This is a genomic window from Chitinophaga pollutisoli, from assembly GCF_038396755.1.
GTDB classification, from domain to species: domain Bacteria; phylum Bacteroidota; class Bacteroidia; order Chitinophagales; family Chitinophagaceae; genus Chitinophaga; species Chitinophaga pollutisoli.
The window spans coordinates 101,138-116,691 of record NZ_CP149822.1 but is presented as its reverse complement, the minus strand read 5'-3'; the positions used below and the strand labels follow the sequence as shown (position 1 = coordinate 116,691).

At 53.0% G+C, this 15,554-nt stretch carries 10 protein-coding genes and 1 other RNA gene; 6 read left to right on the top strand and 5 right to left on the bottom strand.

Annotated elements, in window-relative coordinates:
- Position 1 precedes the first annotated feature (1 nt).
- From WJU16_RS00390 to rnpB, 5 genes are all read left to right on the top strand, one after another.
- The gene (locus WJU16_RS00390) at positions 2 to 973 is read left to right on the top strand and encodes a polyprenyl synthetase family protein (protein WP_341836343.1); all 972 of its coding nucleotides are present in this window, start codon (positions 2 to 4) and stop codon (positions 971 to 973) included.
- A gap of 84 nt (positions 974 to 1,057) precedes the next feature.
- Entirely contained in the window at positions 1,058 to 2,713 is a 1,656-nt protein-coding gene (locus tag WJU16_RS00385) for an amino acid permease (protein WP_341836342.1), read from the top strand.
- Between the two features lie 158 nt (positions 2,714 to 2,871).
- Positions 2,872 to 3,321 carry a DoxX family protein gene (locus WJU16_RS00380; RefSeq protein WP_341836341.1) on the top strand — a complete coding sequence of 150 codons (450 nt, stop codon included), beginning with the start codon at positions 2,872 to 2,874 and terminating at the stop codon, positions 3,319 to 3,321.
- A 36-nt stretch (positions 3,322 to 3,357) separates the two neighbouring features.
- Positions 3,358 to 4,377, top strand: coding sequence for a Smr/MutS family protein (locus WJU16_RS00375; RefSeq protein ID WP_341836340.1), 1,020 nt, complete (start codon positions 3,358 to 3,360; stop codon positions 4,375 to 4,377).
- A 23-nt stretch (positions 4,378 to 4,400) separates the two neighbouring features.
- Positions 4,401 to 4,771: RNase P RNA component class A (gene rnpB, locus WJU16_RS00370), an RNA gene on the top strand.
- A 65-nt stretch (positions 4,772 to 4,836) separates the two neighbouring features.
- On the opposite strand, the gene WJU16_RS00365 is transcribed toward rnpB, so the two are convergent.
- The 5 genes from WJU16_RS00365 to WJU16_RS00345 form a co-directional block, all read right to left on the bottom strand.
- Entirely contained in the window at positions 4,837 to 5,532 is a 696-nt protein-coding gene (locus WJU16_RS00365; RefSeq protein ID WP_341836339.1) for a DUF4998 domain-containing protein, read from the bottom strand.
- A gap of 7 nt (positions 5,533 to 5,539) precedes the next feature.
- Entirely contained in the window at positions 5,540 to 6,760 is a 1,221-nt protein-coding gene (locus WJU16_RS00360) for a DUF4959 domain-containing protein (RefSeq protein WP_341836338.1), read from the bottom strand.
- Positions 6,761 to 6,790: 30 nt separating this feature from the next.
- A complete protein-coding gene (locus WJU16_RS00355) occupies positions 6,791 to 8,701 on the bottom strand; it encodes a RagB/SusD family nutrient uptake outer membrane protein (RefSeq protein ID WP_341836337.1) in 1,911 nt (636 codons plus the stop codon).
- A gap of 39 nt (positions 8,702 to 8,740) precedes the next feature.
- Positions 8,741 to 11,965, bottom strand: a complete 3,225-nt coding sequence (locus WJU16_RS00350; RefSeq protein WP_341836336.1) for a TonB-dependent receptor — start codon at positions 11,963 to 11,965, stop codon at positions 8,741 to 8,743.
- Positions 11,966 to 12,525: 560 nt separating this feature from the next.
- Positions 12,526 to 14,199, bottom strand: a complete 1,674-nt coding sequence (locus tag WJU16_RS00345) for a S8 family peptidase (protein WP_341836335.1) — start codon at positions 14,197 to 14,199, stop codon at positions 12,526 to 12,528.
- Positions 14,200 to 14,562: 363 nt separating this feature from the next.
- Between WJU16_RS00345 and WJU16_RS00340 the strand changes: the two genes are divergently transcribed.
- The gene (locus WJU16_RS00340) at positions 14,563 to 15,141 is read left to right on the top strand and encodes a hypothetical protein (protein WP_341836334.1); all 579 of its coding nucleotides are present in this window, start codon (positions 14,563 to 14,565) and stop codon (positions 15,139 to 15,141) included.
- Positions 15,142 to 15,554 lie beyond the last annotated feature (413 nt).

Below are 15,554 nucleotides of genomic sequence, written 5' to 3'. Positions count from 1 at the left end.
GATGCACTCATTCAAAGAATTATCAGCGCAATTCGAACAACAGTTCAGTCAACGACAATTTCCCGACCATCCGGCCAACCTGTACGATCCCGCACAGTATATCCTGGGGATAGGCGGGAAACGCATCCGGCCGGTACTCTGCCTATTGGGCAATGAGCTCTTCGCAGACCTGGAGCCCGATGCGTTCCACGCCGCCAACGCGGTGGAGCTTTTCCACAACTTCACGCTCATTCATGACGATATTATGGACAAGGCGCCCCTGCGCAGGGGGATGCCGACCGTCCATACGAAATACTCCGATTCGGCCGCCATCCTCGCCGGCGACGTGATGCTGATCCACAGCTACGAGCACCTGAATAAGGTAACCGGCAAATACCGCACGAAGATCATTTCCGTTTTCAATCGCGCCGCCCGCGAAGTATGCGAAGGGCAGCAGCTGGATATGGATATGGAACAGACGTCGCCGGAAAACGTGCAGTACGGCGACTACGTGAACATGATCGCCCTGAAAACCTCCGTGCTGCTGGCCGCCAGCCTGCAGATGGGCGGCATTTGCGGAGGCGGGAGCGAAGGCAACCAGCAACACCTCTACGAATTCGGTAAAAACGTTGGGATCGCATTCCAGATCCAGGACGATTACCTCGACGCTTTCGGCGATCCGGATAAATTCGGCAAGCAACAAGGCGGCGACATCCTCGTTAACAAAAAGACGTTCCTTCTCCTCAAAGCCCTGGAACTGTGCAACCCCGCACAACGCCAGAAGCTGAACGAAATGCTGGCCGGCAACCCCGACGACAAGGTGGCCACCGTGCTGCAGATCTTCCGCGATTGCCGGGTCGATGACTGGGCGGAGAAGGAAAAGGAGCGTTTCTCGCAGATCGCATACGAACATCTCGACGCCATTGCCGTAATCTCGGGCCGTAAGCAGCCTTTGCGCGAACTCGCGGATTTTCTCCTCGTGCGGCAACATTGAGTAAGGATTATTTTTATATTTGGCCGTTATTGACAGTTTTGCTGTCCATAACGGCTTTTTAATATCAACCCTTAAACGCAACAAATGTCTAATTCGCTTTTCAGGAAAAAATCCCTGACCAGCATCCTCAACGAAGCAAAAGTCGGCGATGGCGACGTACATGGTTCAGGCAGCCTGAAGAAAGTACTGACCGTCCGCGACCTCACGCTCATGGGCGTGGCGGCGGTGATCGGGGCGGGGATCTTCTCCACTATCGGTCAGGCGGCATACAACGGGGGGCCTGCGGTGATTTTCCTGTTTATCCTGACCGCCGTGACCTGTGGCTTTACTGCGCTTTGCTACGCGGAATTCGCTTCGAGGGTGCCTGTGGCCGGTAGCGCCTATACCTACTCCTACGTTACCTTCGGCGAAATGGCTGCCTGGATCATCGGCTGGGCGCTGATTCTCGAATATTCCATCGGCAACATCGTGGTGGCGATTTCCTGGAGCAGTTATTTCAACAACGTGCTCGAAGGCATTGGCATCCACCTGCCCGCCTGGCTCGCCACCGATTACAATACCGCCAAAGCTGCGTTCGCAGCCACGCCCGCCAAAGAGGAAGCCTGGAACACTGCCCCCATGCTCGGCAGCTGGCGCGTCATCCTCAACATTCCCGCATTCCTCATCGTCATCCTGGTGACCATCCTGGCGTACGTAGGCATCCACGAAAGCAAGCGCAGCGCTAACCTCATGGTAGGCCTCAAAATCGTGGTGCTCCTGGCCGTGATCGCCATCGGGGTCTTCCATATCAATACCGAAAACTGGCAACCGTTCATGCCCGAAGGGTTTAACGGCGTGCTGATGGGCGTTTCGGCCGTGTTTTTCGCCTATATCGGCTTCGATGCGATTTCCACCACAGCGGAGGAAAGCGCCAATCCCCAGCGCGACATGCCCCGTGCCATGATTTATTCCCTCATCATCTGCACGATCATTTACGTGATTGTGACGCTGGTGATCACGGGCATGGTGCATTACAAGGAATTCCAGCATGTAAGCGATCCCCTGGCGTATGTATTCGACAAGCTGAACATGCGCACCATCGGGTACGTGATCTCCATCAGCGCCGTGATCGCCGCCACCAGCGTGATCCTCGTATTCCAGATCGGGCAGCCCCGCATCTGGATGAGCATGAGCCGCGACGGGCTGCTGCCGAAAAAATTCGCGAAAGTACATCCCAAATACCACACGCCGGGTTTCTCCACCATCATCACCGGCGTGATCGTTGCGATCCCCTCGCTGTTCGTGGAAAGCGGCATTGTGACGGACCTCACCAGCATCGGCACCCTGTTCGCTTTCGTACTCGTTTGCGGCGGCGTGCTCCTGCTCCCGAAAGTGCCGAAAGGAGAGAAGAAGTTCAATCTACCCTACATCAACGGCCTGTTTGTGATTCCCGTCGTGTTCGGCCTGTTCTCCTGGTTCTTCTGGGACCGCGTCTCGGAATCCTTCGCCGGCATCGCCGCGATGGACCACGACCGCGTGCTTTTCGTGATTTTTTACATCCTGGCCACCCTCATCACCGTGCTCACCATCTGGAAAAAGCTGTCGCTCATTCCCGTGATGGGCATGCTTTGCTGCCTGTACCTCATGATCGAGATCCCGGTACGCAGCTGGGTGGTATTCTTTGGCTGGATGGCCGTGGGGCTGGCGATTTATTTCATGTATGGTTTCTGGAAAAGCAAACTAGCAGCAAAAAGAGTGTAACACACTGAAAAACAGATACATGTAAGGGCGGTCAGAAATGACCGCCTTTTGTTTTTGGGGGAATGAATGAAAACAGCCATAGCAAAGGATTTGCATCCAATGGCGTGAAATTTTCGTAACTTCAGGTAAGTGTTCTTTTCACCGCTAAAACTTTCGTTATGAACCTCCTGCAGCGTATCGAACGGTGGGGTGACAATCATCATCCCAAATGGGTAGACGGATTGCGGATACTGTTAGGTTTGTTTCTCATGTGGAAGGGCATCCAGTTTGTCGACAACATCGACCTGCTGAAGGCCCGGATCGCGGAGCAGCCTTTCCTGACCGCGTTATCGTTCTGGCTGGCTCACTACATCGTTTTTGCCCATACCGTAGGCGGATTGTTCATTGCACTGGGGCTGCTGACCCGCGTGGGCGTCATCGCCAACCTCCCGGTACTCATCGGCGCGGTATTTTTCATCAATTCTTCCACAAATCTTTTCAGCGTTTATCCCGAGCTGAGCCTGTCCGTGCTCGTGCTGCTGGGGCTTTTGCTGTTTCTCGTTGAGGGCAGCGGGAAGGTTTCCGTGGATGAATACATGAGGACCCACCCGGAGAAAAGCGCCGCCTGATTGCAGTAAGCGCGCCTTTTGTTAATTTTGCCTGCTATGAAATATACAGTAGGCGATAAGATACTTTTGCTCCATTCCAAGGAAGAAGGCACTGTACTGGATATCATCAACGATAAAATGGTGATGGTGGAAGTCGGCGGTACCAAATTCCCCGTGTACCTCGACCAGATCGATTTTCCCTATTTCCACCGCTTTACCCAGAAGCAGGCCCCTTTGCCGCCGAAGCGTACACCCGGCGAGGAAATTAAACGGGAAAAGCCCCAGCCGAAGGTCAACAAGCCGGAAAGAGGCGTTTTCCTCACCATGCTGCCCGTCTGGAGCCATGATGGCTGGGACGATGTGGTGGATACCCTCAAATTCCATCTGCTCAACGAAACCAACCGCGCATACACCTATCGCTTCGAGATATGGCTGAACAACACGCTGTTCCTGGAACTGAAGCAGGAAATCCCCGCGCAGCAGCATATCTACCTGGCCGACCTCAACTTCGACCAGCTCAACGATAAAGCCCGTTTCGAGTTCAAATTCACACCCAAAGAAGCAGACCTCAGCCTGGCCCCCCAGCTCGATAAAACCTGGAAAATTAAGGCGAAACAACTGTTCCAGCAGCTGGAAAAGGTAAGGGAAGAAGGAAAGGCGACGATTGAATACGAGCTCTTCCTCAAATACCCCCAGCGCCAGGAAACCGATTCTTTCGGCTTCACCCCGCAGGAAAAGAAGAAACTCAACACCCTGACCGACGTCCGCCAGCTCAAATCCCCCGAGCGCCTGGACGCCCGTTACGAAATCGACCTCCACATCGAACGCCTGGCCGACAACTGGAAAAGCCTCTCCAACCTGGAAATGCTCGCCATCCAGCTGAACGAATTCCAGCATTACATCGATCTGGCCATCACCCAGCGGCTGCACAGCATGATCGTGATCCACGGCGTAGGCTCTGGCAAACTCCGCGACGAGATCCACGATATCCTCAAAACCATTCCCGAAGTGAAATTCTTCGTGAACCAATACCATCCTTTCTACGGATACGGGGCAACTGAGATATTTTTTAAGTAATTTTGCCTTTCGTTTTACGACGCCCGGCGCAGTGGCGCTGTCGTTCCCGCTCCGGCGGGGAAGGAAAGTCCGGACAGCGCAGGGCAACGCACCACCTAACGGGTGGGGCGCCCGGAAACGGGCGTACAGATAGTGCCACAGAGAATAACTGCCACGGAGCAATCCGGGGTGAGGGTGAAAACGTGGGGTAAGAGCCCACGCCGGTTGCGGGCAACCGTTGCCGGGGGTAAACCTTGCGTGCTGAAATGCCATGTATACGGTCGATTGAAGGCGGCCCGCCTGATGACCGAGGGTAGGCAGATACAGGCGCACAGCGATGTGCGTCGCAGATAAATGACAGCGGCGCCTGTTCACACAGGCCGCACAGAATCCGGCTTACAAACTCGCCGGGCGACGTAAAATCGAAAAAGAGAAGCCGGTCACGCAAAGTGCCGGCTTCCTTTATTACATCTTTCCCGCTCAATTCAACGTCAATGTATCACTGTACGTAACCCTGAAGGTATCAATAGCGTTCTTTACCGGGATGTACGACGACCTCACGGCCACCTTGGTGCCGGCAGGCGCGTGTTCAATAACAGCCTGGCTCTGCCGTGCATCCACAATCACGGTTTGCAACTGCTGCCCCGCGTCCAGGTACGTGAGGGAAGTGCCGGTGCCAAGCGTGGTGTCCGTAGCCTCGAAATACAGCGTGTACTGGTCAGGACCAGTGGATTCATACGGCTTTTCAGACTTCAGCAGCCGGTTTGTCAGCGACGAATTATACAACGGCCCGTACATCCTCACGCCAGAAACAGACTGCCCGATCGAGCGGTTGCCCTTCGCATCCGCGGTGTAGAGCGTAAAGTTCTGGACGTATTCCAGGAGCCCGGAAACGATGGCGCTCACGGTGTCGGAAGTTTTGCTGTTGCCTGCGGGCAGCAACAGCGAATCATTCCCGTTGTTCCAGTAGAGAATGTAATTAGTGATGCTGGGATCCGGGCTGGGGTTCCACTGCAGCTTGACGCGCAGGTTGCCTTGGTAAAATTTTATATTGTTAACCGGGCCCGGGTAAATGATTTCGCGGTTATTCAGCAGTTCCCGGAAGTTGGAAGCTTCCTTCATGCAGCCGGCCAGCAAAAAGGCGGCGGCGAATATTGTGGTGATATATCGTTTCATCGGGAGGTTAGTTTGTATTTCCATAAATGTAAACTTCCATTGCATGGGCCATGGTGGCGCCTGACCAGGATTCGGATACTGCCATCCGGAAGAACCGGGTTTTAGGTGCTGAAAACGGAACGTTGAATTCCATACCCTGGTTATAAACCGCGCGGTCCGCCGCCGTGGGCGAGGTGGGATTGGCGCCCGAAGGAGGCCCGGGCCAGGTGTAATTCCCCAGGTTCACCCAATCGCCTATCACCGCGCCTTCCTCCGCAAACACCGGCAAAACGGCATCTGCGGGCGCCGCCACGTTGGAGCCCCAGATAGAAAACACTTTGGGGTTCCCGTGCGCGAATTCGTATCCGGACCTGCCGATAAGTTTGAACCGGCTAAGCTTAGCCGACACGCCCAGCCCGATGGTGGCCACAATAGGCAAAGGCATCGATTCCTGCACGGTGTGCCAGCCGGAACCATGGTTGCCGTCCCACAGCCTTTCCAGCACCCAGCCGAAACCCACCTTGCCGTCGCTCGGCAGCGTATTGCCGAAAAACTTGTTCTTATCCAGCTGCACCTCAAACAGGGGATTGATCGTCTTGTAAACCGTATCGGAATTATTCCCCCACTGATCCGTAATGTATACGGCGAACTGTTTGGGTAGCGTGTCGAAACCGCGTGAAGAAAAACTCACCTGTTCTATATCGCTGAAACGTTGTTCGTAAATAGCATAGTCGGGAGCGCCGTCGGGTTTGTACAGTACGATCGCGCCTACCGGCTTTTTGTTGACGTTGCTTGTTTGCACATTAACGCCGCCAAAATCAGCGCTGATCTGAAGGCTTTTGGCCACCAGCTTGTAAACCGGCGTATCGGGATGCACTTTAACGGTCACAGGATCCGATTCCACATTGGCGCGCGTAACGGCAGTCAGCGTCACTTCATATTCCTTCTTTTCCGCAAAACCTTCCACCTTGATGGTGTCGCTGTAGTAACTGGATTTTGTTTGTCTTTTTTTACCCGTCACATCATTGATGACATAGTCGGCCTTTACATACAGGAGGTTTTCAGTTTTGGGCAGGCTGTAGGTGATGAAGGAGCCGCCCTTGAAATTCGACACCTTGATGTTGGAAATCGCTTCCGGTTTGGTTTTGTCGTCCGACACGGGATCGTTGTAGTCTATCGCCTTGGTGCAGGAAAACAGGTATCCTGCCGCCGCGATCGCTAGTATATGCTGTAATTGTATTTTAAACATACGTTGCTGATTTGAGTTGATGGAATGGAATTACCAGTAGAGCGTTTGCACCAGGTTGGGGTTATTGGCCATGGCTGCGTCCGACAGTGGCCAGAAATAATCCCGCACGCTTACTTCCGGGATAAACAGTGTTTGGAGCGTGTAGAAATTGGCGTTGCCGCTCTGGAAAATGCTCCAGCCTTGCACGGGGGCCGACAGCACCGTGAGCATTTCCTTCCACCGGCGCAGGTCCCAGCCCGCTTTACCCTCGAAACACAGCTCTACGCGCCGTTCGCGGTGGATGATTTCCCGGAGGCCGTCTTTGGAAGCTGGCTTGTTCGGCTGGCTGCTGGCCTGCGCCCAGGATTCCACGACACCTTTCAGCCCGGCTCTTTCGCGCACCAGGTCAATGTACTGGTAAGCCTCCGCCGAAGGGCCGCCGGCTTCGTTCAGGCATTCCGCATACAGCAGGTATAGGTCCGCCAGGCGGAAGCGCGGCAGGCGGAACGCCGTTTGTTGCACTCCTTCATTGAAAACAGTCAGGTAATTGGCCAGTTTTTTCGGCCAGATAGCCAGCATATTGATCCGTACACGGTCTTTGGGACCGGCTTTGGAAGTAGGGCCTTTCGCCTCGATGGACAAGGGATTGTTGGGATCGGTTACACCGTTGCCATACCAAACGCCGCCGTCAAAACCGATGTTCGCATAGTAACGCGCCTCCCGCCTGAAATTATTCCGGACAGTTGTGTAACCCGATTTGATGTAATACCGGTTCGCGTTATCGCCGGCCTGCAGCTCGAAACGGCCGGAGTAATCCCAGGTCTTGTCTTCATCGATAGGAACACCGTTGTCGGAATAGAAAAGGTCGGTGGTAAACAGCGGCACGGTGAAACTGCTCGGGGCCGCGGTTGAATTTTGTACTGCCAGCGCTGTGAGGCGGGGGATGCAATACGACTGATAACCGAAGTTGCCGTTCAACGCCCAGATCACTTCCGCGTTCAGGTCCCATTTTTCCGTTACTGCATTCTGGATCGTGAGTACCCTGCGCAGGGAATCGTTGATATTGGGCAGGTTCGCCGGCTGGATGAAGGTATACAGTTTCATGTTGAGCGTAGCCGCTTCGTCGATGGCCGCTTTGCAGGCTTCGGCTGCCCTGTTCCATTTTGCCGGGTCGGCAGTAGCGGAAAACAGCGCCTGTCCGTCCTTATTCTTGAAATTGGCGTAATCAGGATTGCCGTTGTAGAGCGGGCTGGCTTGCGTGGCGAGGATTTCCGCTTTTACGGACATGGCGATCAGTTTGGTGATCCGGCCCAGTTCCTGGGGCGAATTGCTGATTTGCACCGGCAATTCCGGCATGGCTTCGTCCATCATTTGCACGGCATACGCAAATACGGAATCCACCGGCGCCCTTTTCACCCTGATTTCCTCGATGGGGGCTGTGATGCTCTGATTTTCCTTATAAATAGGGACAGGACCGTACATGCGCGCCAGGAAATAGTGGTAATATCCTTTCAGGAATTTTACTTCCGCGATCCAGCGGGCCTTTTCGCCCTTCGAGAGATCGATGGGCTTGTCGATGTTTTCCAGCATAATATTGCAGCGGCGGATCGCCTGGAAGATATTCAGGCCGCTGTTGGACCCGTCCCAGTAATTCAGCACCGGGTTGGAGATATTTTGCGTGGTGCCGCGGATGAGCTGGAACCCGATGTCGTTGATCGGGCGTTCCGACAAATCGTTGGGATAAACGATCTCCGCCGAAGTTGTGAAACCAGGGTCGTAGATCACGTTGCTCATGCCCTGCAGGGTACCGTAGCAGGCGAAAAGATAATTCTCCGCCTCGTTTCTGTTACGAAAAGCGTAATCGATGGTGCCGACGTTCTCGGGCGTTACGTCGAGGTATTGTTTGCACCCGGGAGCGGCCAGCAGCGCCCATCCCAGCGCAAGGCGGCAGAGCGTTTTCATGTTTGTATATGGACTATTGTATTTCATTTTTGACATGGTTTATAGGTTGACGTTGATACCCAGGTTATAGGCGCGCTGGAGGGGATAATTGAATCCGTTGCCGCCTTGCTCGGGGTCCCACAGGTCGAATTTGGAGACATTGAAGAGGTTCATGCCATTGACGTACAGGCGGCAATATTTCAGCCCGATGCGGCTCACGATGCTCATGGGCAGTACGTACCCGACTTCCGCGCTTTTCAGCCGCAGGAAGCTGCCGTCGCGCATCCACCAGGTGCTGGGTTGAAGGTTGTTTTCGATGGATTGTGCGCTGACGCCGAGGCGGGGGTACAAAGCATAGAGGTTTTGGTTTTCCTCAGACCAGTGGTCGTCCGCAAAAGCCTGCAACACCTGTGACTGGCTTTGGATTTGCGGGGAAGGAGGGATGATGAAAGGGCTCACGGAGCGGGGATCGATGAAGAACGAAACACGCGTTTGCCCCTGGAAGCGGGCGCTCATCTCCAGGCCTTTGTAGTTCAGTGAAAAACCGAAACCGTACATGATCTGGGGGATGGTCGGCAGTCCGATGGGCGCCTGGTCGGCCACGGTGATGCGGCCGTCGCCGTTGAGGTCACGGTATTTGATATCGCCGCCCCTGACAGGGTTGCCACCGAAGATCTGCGAGGGAGAAGCCGCCACTTCTTTATCATCCACGAAAAGCCGTTCGGCGATATATCCGCGTTGTTGCCCAAGCATGGTACCCGAAACATACCTCCAGGGCTCCGCGTACTTGGGCTCCTCATAAATGCCGTATGCGCTGTTGGAATACGTGAAGTTCGACATGAGCTGCGCGCGGAAGTTCCTGCTGAAGTCGCGGTTGTAATTGAGGGTGAGATCCAGCCCTTTCACTTTCACCGTGCCTACATTCGTGAGGATAGGCGCTTCCAGCCCCATGCTCGATGGGATATTCCTGCTCATCAAAATGTTGCGGCGGTGCTGCGTAAAGTACTCCGCGATCAGGTCAAACCCTTTCAGGAACGAAACTTCAAGCCCGGTGTTGAGAATTTCCGCGGTTTCCCAGGTCACATCGCGGTTTTCGTAGTTCCGGATCGTAACGCCCGGACGGCCGTACCCGTTGTTCAGCCCGAAAGTAGCGCCATTACCACCGGTCAGGTTTACGTCGGATAAGTAGAAGAAGCGCTGGCGGCCGATGTCGTCATTCCCCGATAAACCATAACTGGCGCGGAGTTTCAGCGAGCTTACGACATCCAGCATATTATCCGACCAGAATTTCTCGCGGGACACCATCCAGGATGCGCCGATGGTGGGGAAGAAGCCGAAGCGGTTGTTCTCCGAAAATCGTTCCGAACCATTATATCCGAAGTTAAATTCCGCAAAATACCGGTTGGAATAGTTATAGGCCAAACGCCCCGCCAGGTTGAGGTTTCTGTAAGGCAGGGAATATTGCAGGCTGGGCTCGGATGTTAACGGATCCACTCCGTTCGCCACCAGCCGTTGTTCCCTGAAGCCGATGAGCGAGCTGGAAATGTTGTGGTCGCCCAATTGCTTGGAATACTCCAGTTGCGCCTGGAAGCGGAGGTAGGTATTAGCGTCTTTATTGCCGGGCGAATACACGAGGTACTCGGTAGCCGCACCATTGTTACCCGATCCGGGGCTTCCCTGGAATACGCCTCCGGGAAGGGAATTAAGCCAGGTAAGCGTGTAACGGTTATTGGCCCTGTCATAATCTTGCGGCAGCACCGTGTAATAAAACGGATTATATGCCATTGAATTATCGAAGTAGGAATAACGGTTGGTGTTGAAGAATCCGTGCACCTTCAGCCCGGGTGTAATGAAATCCAGGTCCTGGTGCAATTCCAGCGTGGCCGACATGCGCGACTCGGCGAACCGTTTGTACCCTCTCAGCATTTGCGCATATGGATTGGAATACCCGACCCCGCCGGTGGAACTGCCTGCCATACTGGAGTTGCCGAAGAGGATATGCTGCGTCAGCTGGTTGGCGGAATCCGGCGCGAAATAGGCAGGAAACAAAACCGGGCTTGTGTGCATCGCTGCGCTGTAGAGATCCGAGGAGAATGACGCGCTGTTGGTAATCGGCCCGTTGTAATCATTGAAATTCCCCCACAAACGAATAACCATTTCGGTCGACTTCGTGAGGTTAATATTAACGTTGGAACGCAGCTGGTAGTTTTTGAAGTTGACGTTGTTGTTGAAATTGTTGGCTACATTCCGTTTGAGCATGCCATTGTCGTTACTGAACGATCCGAAAACCGCATAACGCGCAACATCACTGCCGCCGCTTACGCTGACGTTCGCTTTCTGCGTACTGGCGGATTTCTTGAACAGCATGTCCATCCAGTCAACGGCCGGGTAAACATAGGGGTTGCTTCCTTCCGCCTTGTTGAGTGTGCGCTCGGTATTGTAAATCTTATCCGCGTCGAAAACGATGGGGGAGAGCGGGTCCCTGGTGGTGCTGGCTTCGTTGTACAGCTTCATGTATGTAATCGGGTCGGCCAGTTTAATGGTTTTGGTGGGCTGGGTGATAGCGTTCTCCAGGATAACGCTCAATTTCGCCTTGCCGGCCTTGCCTTCTTTCGTGGTAACGATGATCACGCCGTTCGCGCCCCTTGCACCATATAACGCCGTGGCGCTGGCGTCTTTGAGGATGGAAAAACTGGCGATATCGTTCACCTGCAGGCGGGCGAGGTCGTTAGCTTCCAGCTCCACGTTATCGATGAGAATGAGTGGGTTTTGCCGGTAGCCAAACGTGGTAACACCACGGATGAAGAAATTGGAGTTATCCAGGCCTGGTTGCCCGCTCGACTGGAAACCGATAACGCCCGCCACCTGCCCGGCAAGTGCGTTTGTGAGATTACTACCGGCCGTCCGCAGGTTTTCCGGCTTGATGGTAGCCACCGATCCCACTACCGATTCTTTGATTTGTTTTTTGCCGAATGCCGTCACCACTACATCAGACAGCTGCGTTTCCACAGCCCTTAGCTGAATATTCAACACCCGGTTTTGCTCGCTCACCTTCACGGTGTCGCCCGTATAACCGACGAACTTAAACGTAAGGAAAGCACCGGAAGCTACGTCCAGGACGAACTTTCCGTTTTGATCGGTGGCAGTTCCTGATTTGGTGCCGATAACGATCACGCTTACACCGGGTAGGGGAAGACCGGTATTGTCCGTAACCGTGCCAATGACGGGGATCGTCTGTTGGCCAAAGGACTGCTGTGCCCATATGAGGCATAGCAACAATAGCATCCGCGGGAATGCTGTGCATGGTTATAGTTTGTTCATTTGCAACGGGTGTTAAGATTCCAGAAAATTGGTTTAATACGACTGTTAATGTTGATTTGGTTGAATTGGATGATTATTGACAAGATGATTCAGGCAAATAGTCTCCCTTTCCGTGTGCGGGGCACCGAATTTTTCCCTCGCCGGGAAGGGTTGTGGAATGAAGTAAAATTCAGGTCGAATGCGGGCACGGCATTGCCATATCGCTGCTAATGCAATTCACTGCTACAGTGCCTGGTAAAGAAATCTGACGGTAACTTGGTTTTTTCTGGTTTTACAAATAACGTGAATAACAATAGGATATCTAACGCTCCAAACAATTACGTAAACGGGATTACGTGTAATGATCTAACAACTAAAACAAAATAGTAGAAATCACGACATTAAAAAAGGAAATGGGCAATAATGGTAAAAAACTATTAATGTTGGTTTACATCCTGCAAAAACAGAAGGCACATGGTGCTGAAAAAATGCTTTCAGTGCCATGTGCCTTGTTATTTTGCGGGAAGCGTAAGCTTCCGTGAATTTTAGTCTTTCTTGAGATTCACCTTACCCTTGTTCTTTTTTACGTTTTCGCCTTTGGTTTTGGCAGCGAGCTTGAGGGCTTCGTATGCGTTCACCATGCCGCCGGATTTGGAAAGCTCGGAGAAATCGATCTCCTCGTCTTTAGCGCCTGGTTTGTTCACCTTCTGCCCATCGGGCAGGGGCGTGGCGGATTTTTCGATGATCTGCTTCAGCTGGCGGGCGCTGAGATCGGGGTAGTAGGAGAGGATCATGGCTGCAAGGCCGGCTACCACAGGCGATGCCATGGAAGTACCGCTGGCGCTGCCATATTTATCGCCGCCGGGAACGGTGGAGTAAATCTGCACACCGGGAGCGAATACGTCCACTTCCTTTTTGCCGTAGTTGCTGAAGCCGGCGATCTTGCTGCCGACGCGCCCGTTGCTGGATGCGCCTACCGTGATCATGTTATCGGCTTCCTTTCCATCCTCGAAAGTATCTTTCGGGTAGTTTTCGGTTTCGTCGTTGTTGGCGCCATCATTGCCCGCTGCATGTACAAGCAGAACACCTTTTTCCTGCGCGTAACGGATCGCATCGTCTACCCATTGTTTCTGGGGAGAGAAGCCTTTACCGAAGCTCATGTTGATGATCTGCGCGCCGTTGTCTACAGCATAACGGATACCGAGCGCCACATCTTTATCACGTTCGTCACCTTCGGGCACCACTTTCACAGTCATGATGCGTACGTTATCCGCGACACCGTCCATCCCCGCATCGTTGTTGCGCACTGCGCCGATGATACCGGAAACGTGCGTACCGTGGAAAGCGAACTGTCCCTGAACGTCGTTGTTTCCGTAATAACGATCGTTGATGTCGTTGATGTTATCGCCAACGATAGTGGTACGTTTGTCAACGGGTTCGGTGCCGGTTACTTCCGCTTTCTTTTTAAGTTCCTTAATGTATTCTCCCAGATCGTTTTTAAGGGCCTGGTAAGTCATTCCTTCTTCACCGGTGCTGCTGAGCAGGCGCAGGGCGAAACCGCGGGCGAACATCACGTCGGAATCCCCGTTGCGAAGGGTATCGAGCTGTTCTTTCGTGAAATTGTTTGTTTTAAGATATTCGCTGAGGACGCTCTCGCATTTCAGGAGGTTTTCCTGCACTTTGAGCATCATTTTATAGTCGGTTTTAGCCTGGGTGGAAGGCTTCTGGCTGCGGTCTTTCAGCCGCGCCCAGTAAGCATATTCCTTAGTGCCTGGCTGCAGCGCGGAATCCGGGTCGCCGTACAGGCGTTTATAGCGGTAAAATTCACGGGTAGCCTCGTCTGAATCTTCCTTCACGGAAGAGCCGTCCTTGGCACCGAGGAAGTTCCAGCCATAGATATCGTCGACATAACCATTGCCGTCGTCGTCGATGTTGTTACCGGGAATTTCGTTGGGGTTGCGCCAGAGGATGGAGCGGAGGTCTTCGTGGGTGGTGTCTACGCCGGAATCGATAACGGCTACGATCACTGTTTTGCCGGTTTTGCCCTTGAGCAGTTCGCGGTATGCTTTTTCCACGCCGATGCCGTAAACGCTGTCGGCCTCATAACTCAGCAACTGCCAGTTTTTGGGAACGGAGGGTTTGGCTTGTCCGTATCCTTGGGTGGTAATCAACATGGCTACACTTGCTCCAATGGCCAGGGCTCTGCAGATGCTTTTCATTGTATTGTTCAAATTTTCCAGATTGGTTTGCAATTCAGATACCGCAATTCGTTAAAGATATGGTAAATGCGTTATAACAGCTACCCGGATGTGGTGAGTGGCTTTGCAGGCGGACCATTGGTCTGCCATTCACCAGACAACTTCGCGTACCCTGCTTGTCCAGCTCTGCCAATTCGCCCCATTTATAGCCCCATTAGTCACTTATCCTCCTGATCACCCCTTCGGATCGTCTAATTTTACCATATCTGACGTAAAAGCCGCAAAGATTCTCATTTTAACCGGAATCGTTGCAGGGTTTAACATTTCGTTCACTAATTCACAAACTCGTATGTAACCTTTTCCATTCACTCAAAATTTTCCGCCATGATGACAACCATTTTAATGACGCTGGCCTTACTAGCTGGCACACCCGAAGTGGACAACACTCCCCGGGCGACCACCACGGTCATTTTCGTGAACTGCGCCGAGGAAAACAACGGCGTGCTCACCGCCACAGGTCGCGACCAGGCGAGCCTGCTGGTACGTTTCCTGGAAAACGAAGACATTAAAGCGATATACGCACCATACCGCTCCTGCCTGGTGGCCACGGTGCAGCCGCTTGCCAGGTCGAAAGGGCAGGAGGTAGCCTATTTTTACGACGCCAGCGCCACCGATGAGGCAGGCATGCGGCATATCCTGAGCGTGATGATGGCCAAAAACGAGGGGAAAACCATCGTGGTATGCGCGCCAGGTACCAGTATCGAAAAAATGGCCGGAATGCTCGGAATAAAGAAAAAATCGATGAAACCGAATACAGGCTTATTTGGAGAAGTGTTGATCGTCAATGTTTTATATAAAGGTGAGGCGGTAGCACAAAAGTTGAATATGAATTTTCAAAAAAAGTGTAATATTTGGCTCAGAGAGTGTGAAATCTGCATCCCTGCAATTCACGCTTTCTCATAAGCATGGTTTCCGTTTAACGAAAAAGCGGGGTTCTCCAACCCCGCTACTCTCTTGCCCGTCACACTTTTGCCAACCGTGTTTTCCCCGCACCTTTTTTCTGTCTGCAACTTTTCCGCTATGTATTTGCATGGCCATGAAGTTCTGCTATTTTTAGCCCGTTGACAGTTTCCTGTACATACAACGAGCCCGAATTGCTACTCATGATATCCCAGCGGGATGATGCTGCCTTTTCCGCTTTATTCCATCAATGGCAGCTGTTTGTTACAATGTATGCCAGCGCTGATGCGTAAGGTCAAACCCAACCGTTTTGGTTTTTAAGGCCCTCCCAGATGGTCCGTGCATACTTCCAGTCCGGGCCTTTCCCGGCCGGGAATACATAGCTTGTTCATCATCCCGATATCCTTAATGAGCCG

Bases quoted from the DNA above. Each gene is read 5' to 3' on its own strand.
- WJU16_RS00375 (WP_341836340.1), top strand. From the start codon at position 3,358: ATGAAATATACAGTAGGCGATAAGATACTTTTGCTCCATTCCAAGGAA.
- WJU16_RS00350 (WP_341836336.1), bottom strand. From the start codon at position 11,965: ATGCTATTGTTGCTATGCCTCATATGGGCACAGCAGTCCTTTGGCCAA.
- WJU16_RS00340 (WP_341836334.1), top strand. From the start codon at position 14,563: ATGATGACAACCATTTTAATGACGCTGGCCTTACTAGCTGGCACACCC.
- WJU16_RS00360 (WP_341836338.1), bottom strand. From the start codon at position 6,760: ATGTTTAAAATACAATTACAGCATATACTAGCGATCGCGGCGGCAGGA.
- WJU16_RS00345 (WP_341836335.1), bottom strand. From the start codon at position 14,199: ATGAAAAGCATCTGCAGAGCCCTGGCCATTGGAGCAAGTGTAGCCATG.
- WJU16_RS00355 (WP_341836337.1), bottom strand. From the start codon at position 8,701: ATGAAAACGCTCTGCCGCCTTGCGCTGGGATGGGCGCTGCTGGCCGCT.
- WJU16_RS00390 (WP_341836343.1), top strand. From the start codon at position 2: ATGCACTCATTCAAAGAATTATCAGCGCAATTCGAACAACAGTTCAGT.
- WJU16_RS00380 (WP_341836341.1), top strand. From the start codon at position 2,872: ATGAACCTCCTGCAGCGTATCGAACGGTGGGGTGACAATCATCATCCC.
- WJU16_RS00385 (WP_341836342.1), top strand. From the start codon at position 1,058: ATGTCTAATTCGCTTTTCAGGAAAAAATCCCTGACCAGCATCCTCAAC.
- WJU16_RS00365 (WP_341836339.1), bottom strand. From the start codon at position 5,532: ATGAAACGATATATCACCACAATATTCGCCGCCGCCTTTTTGCTGGCC.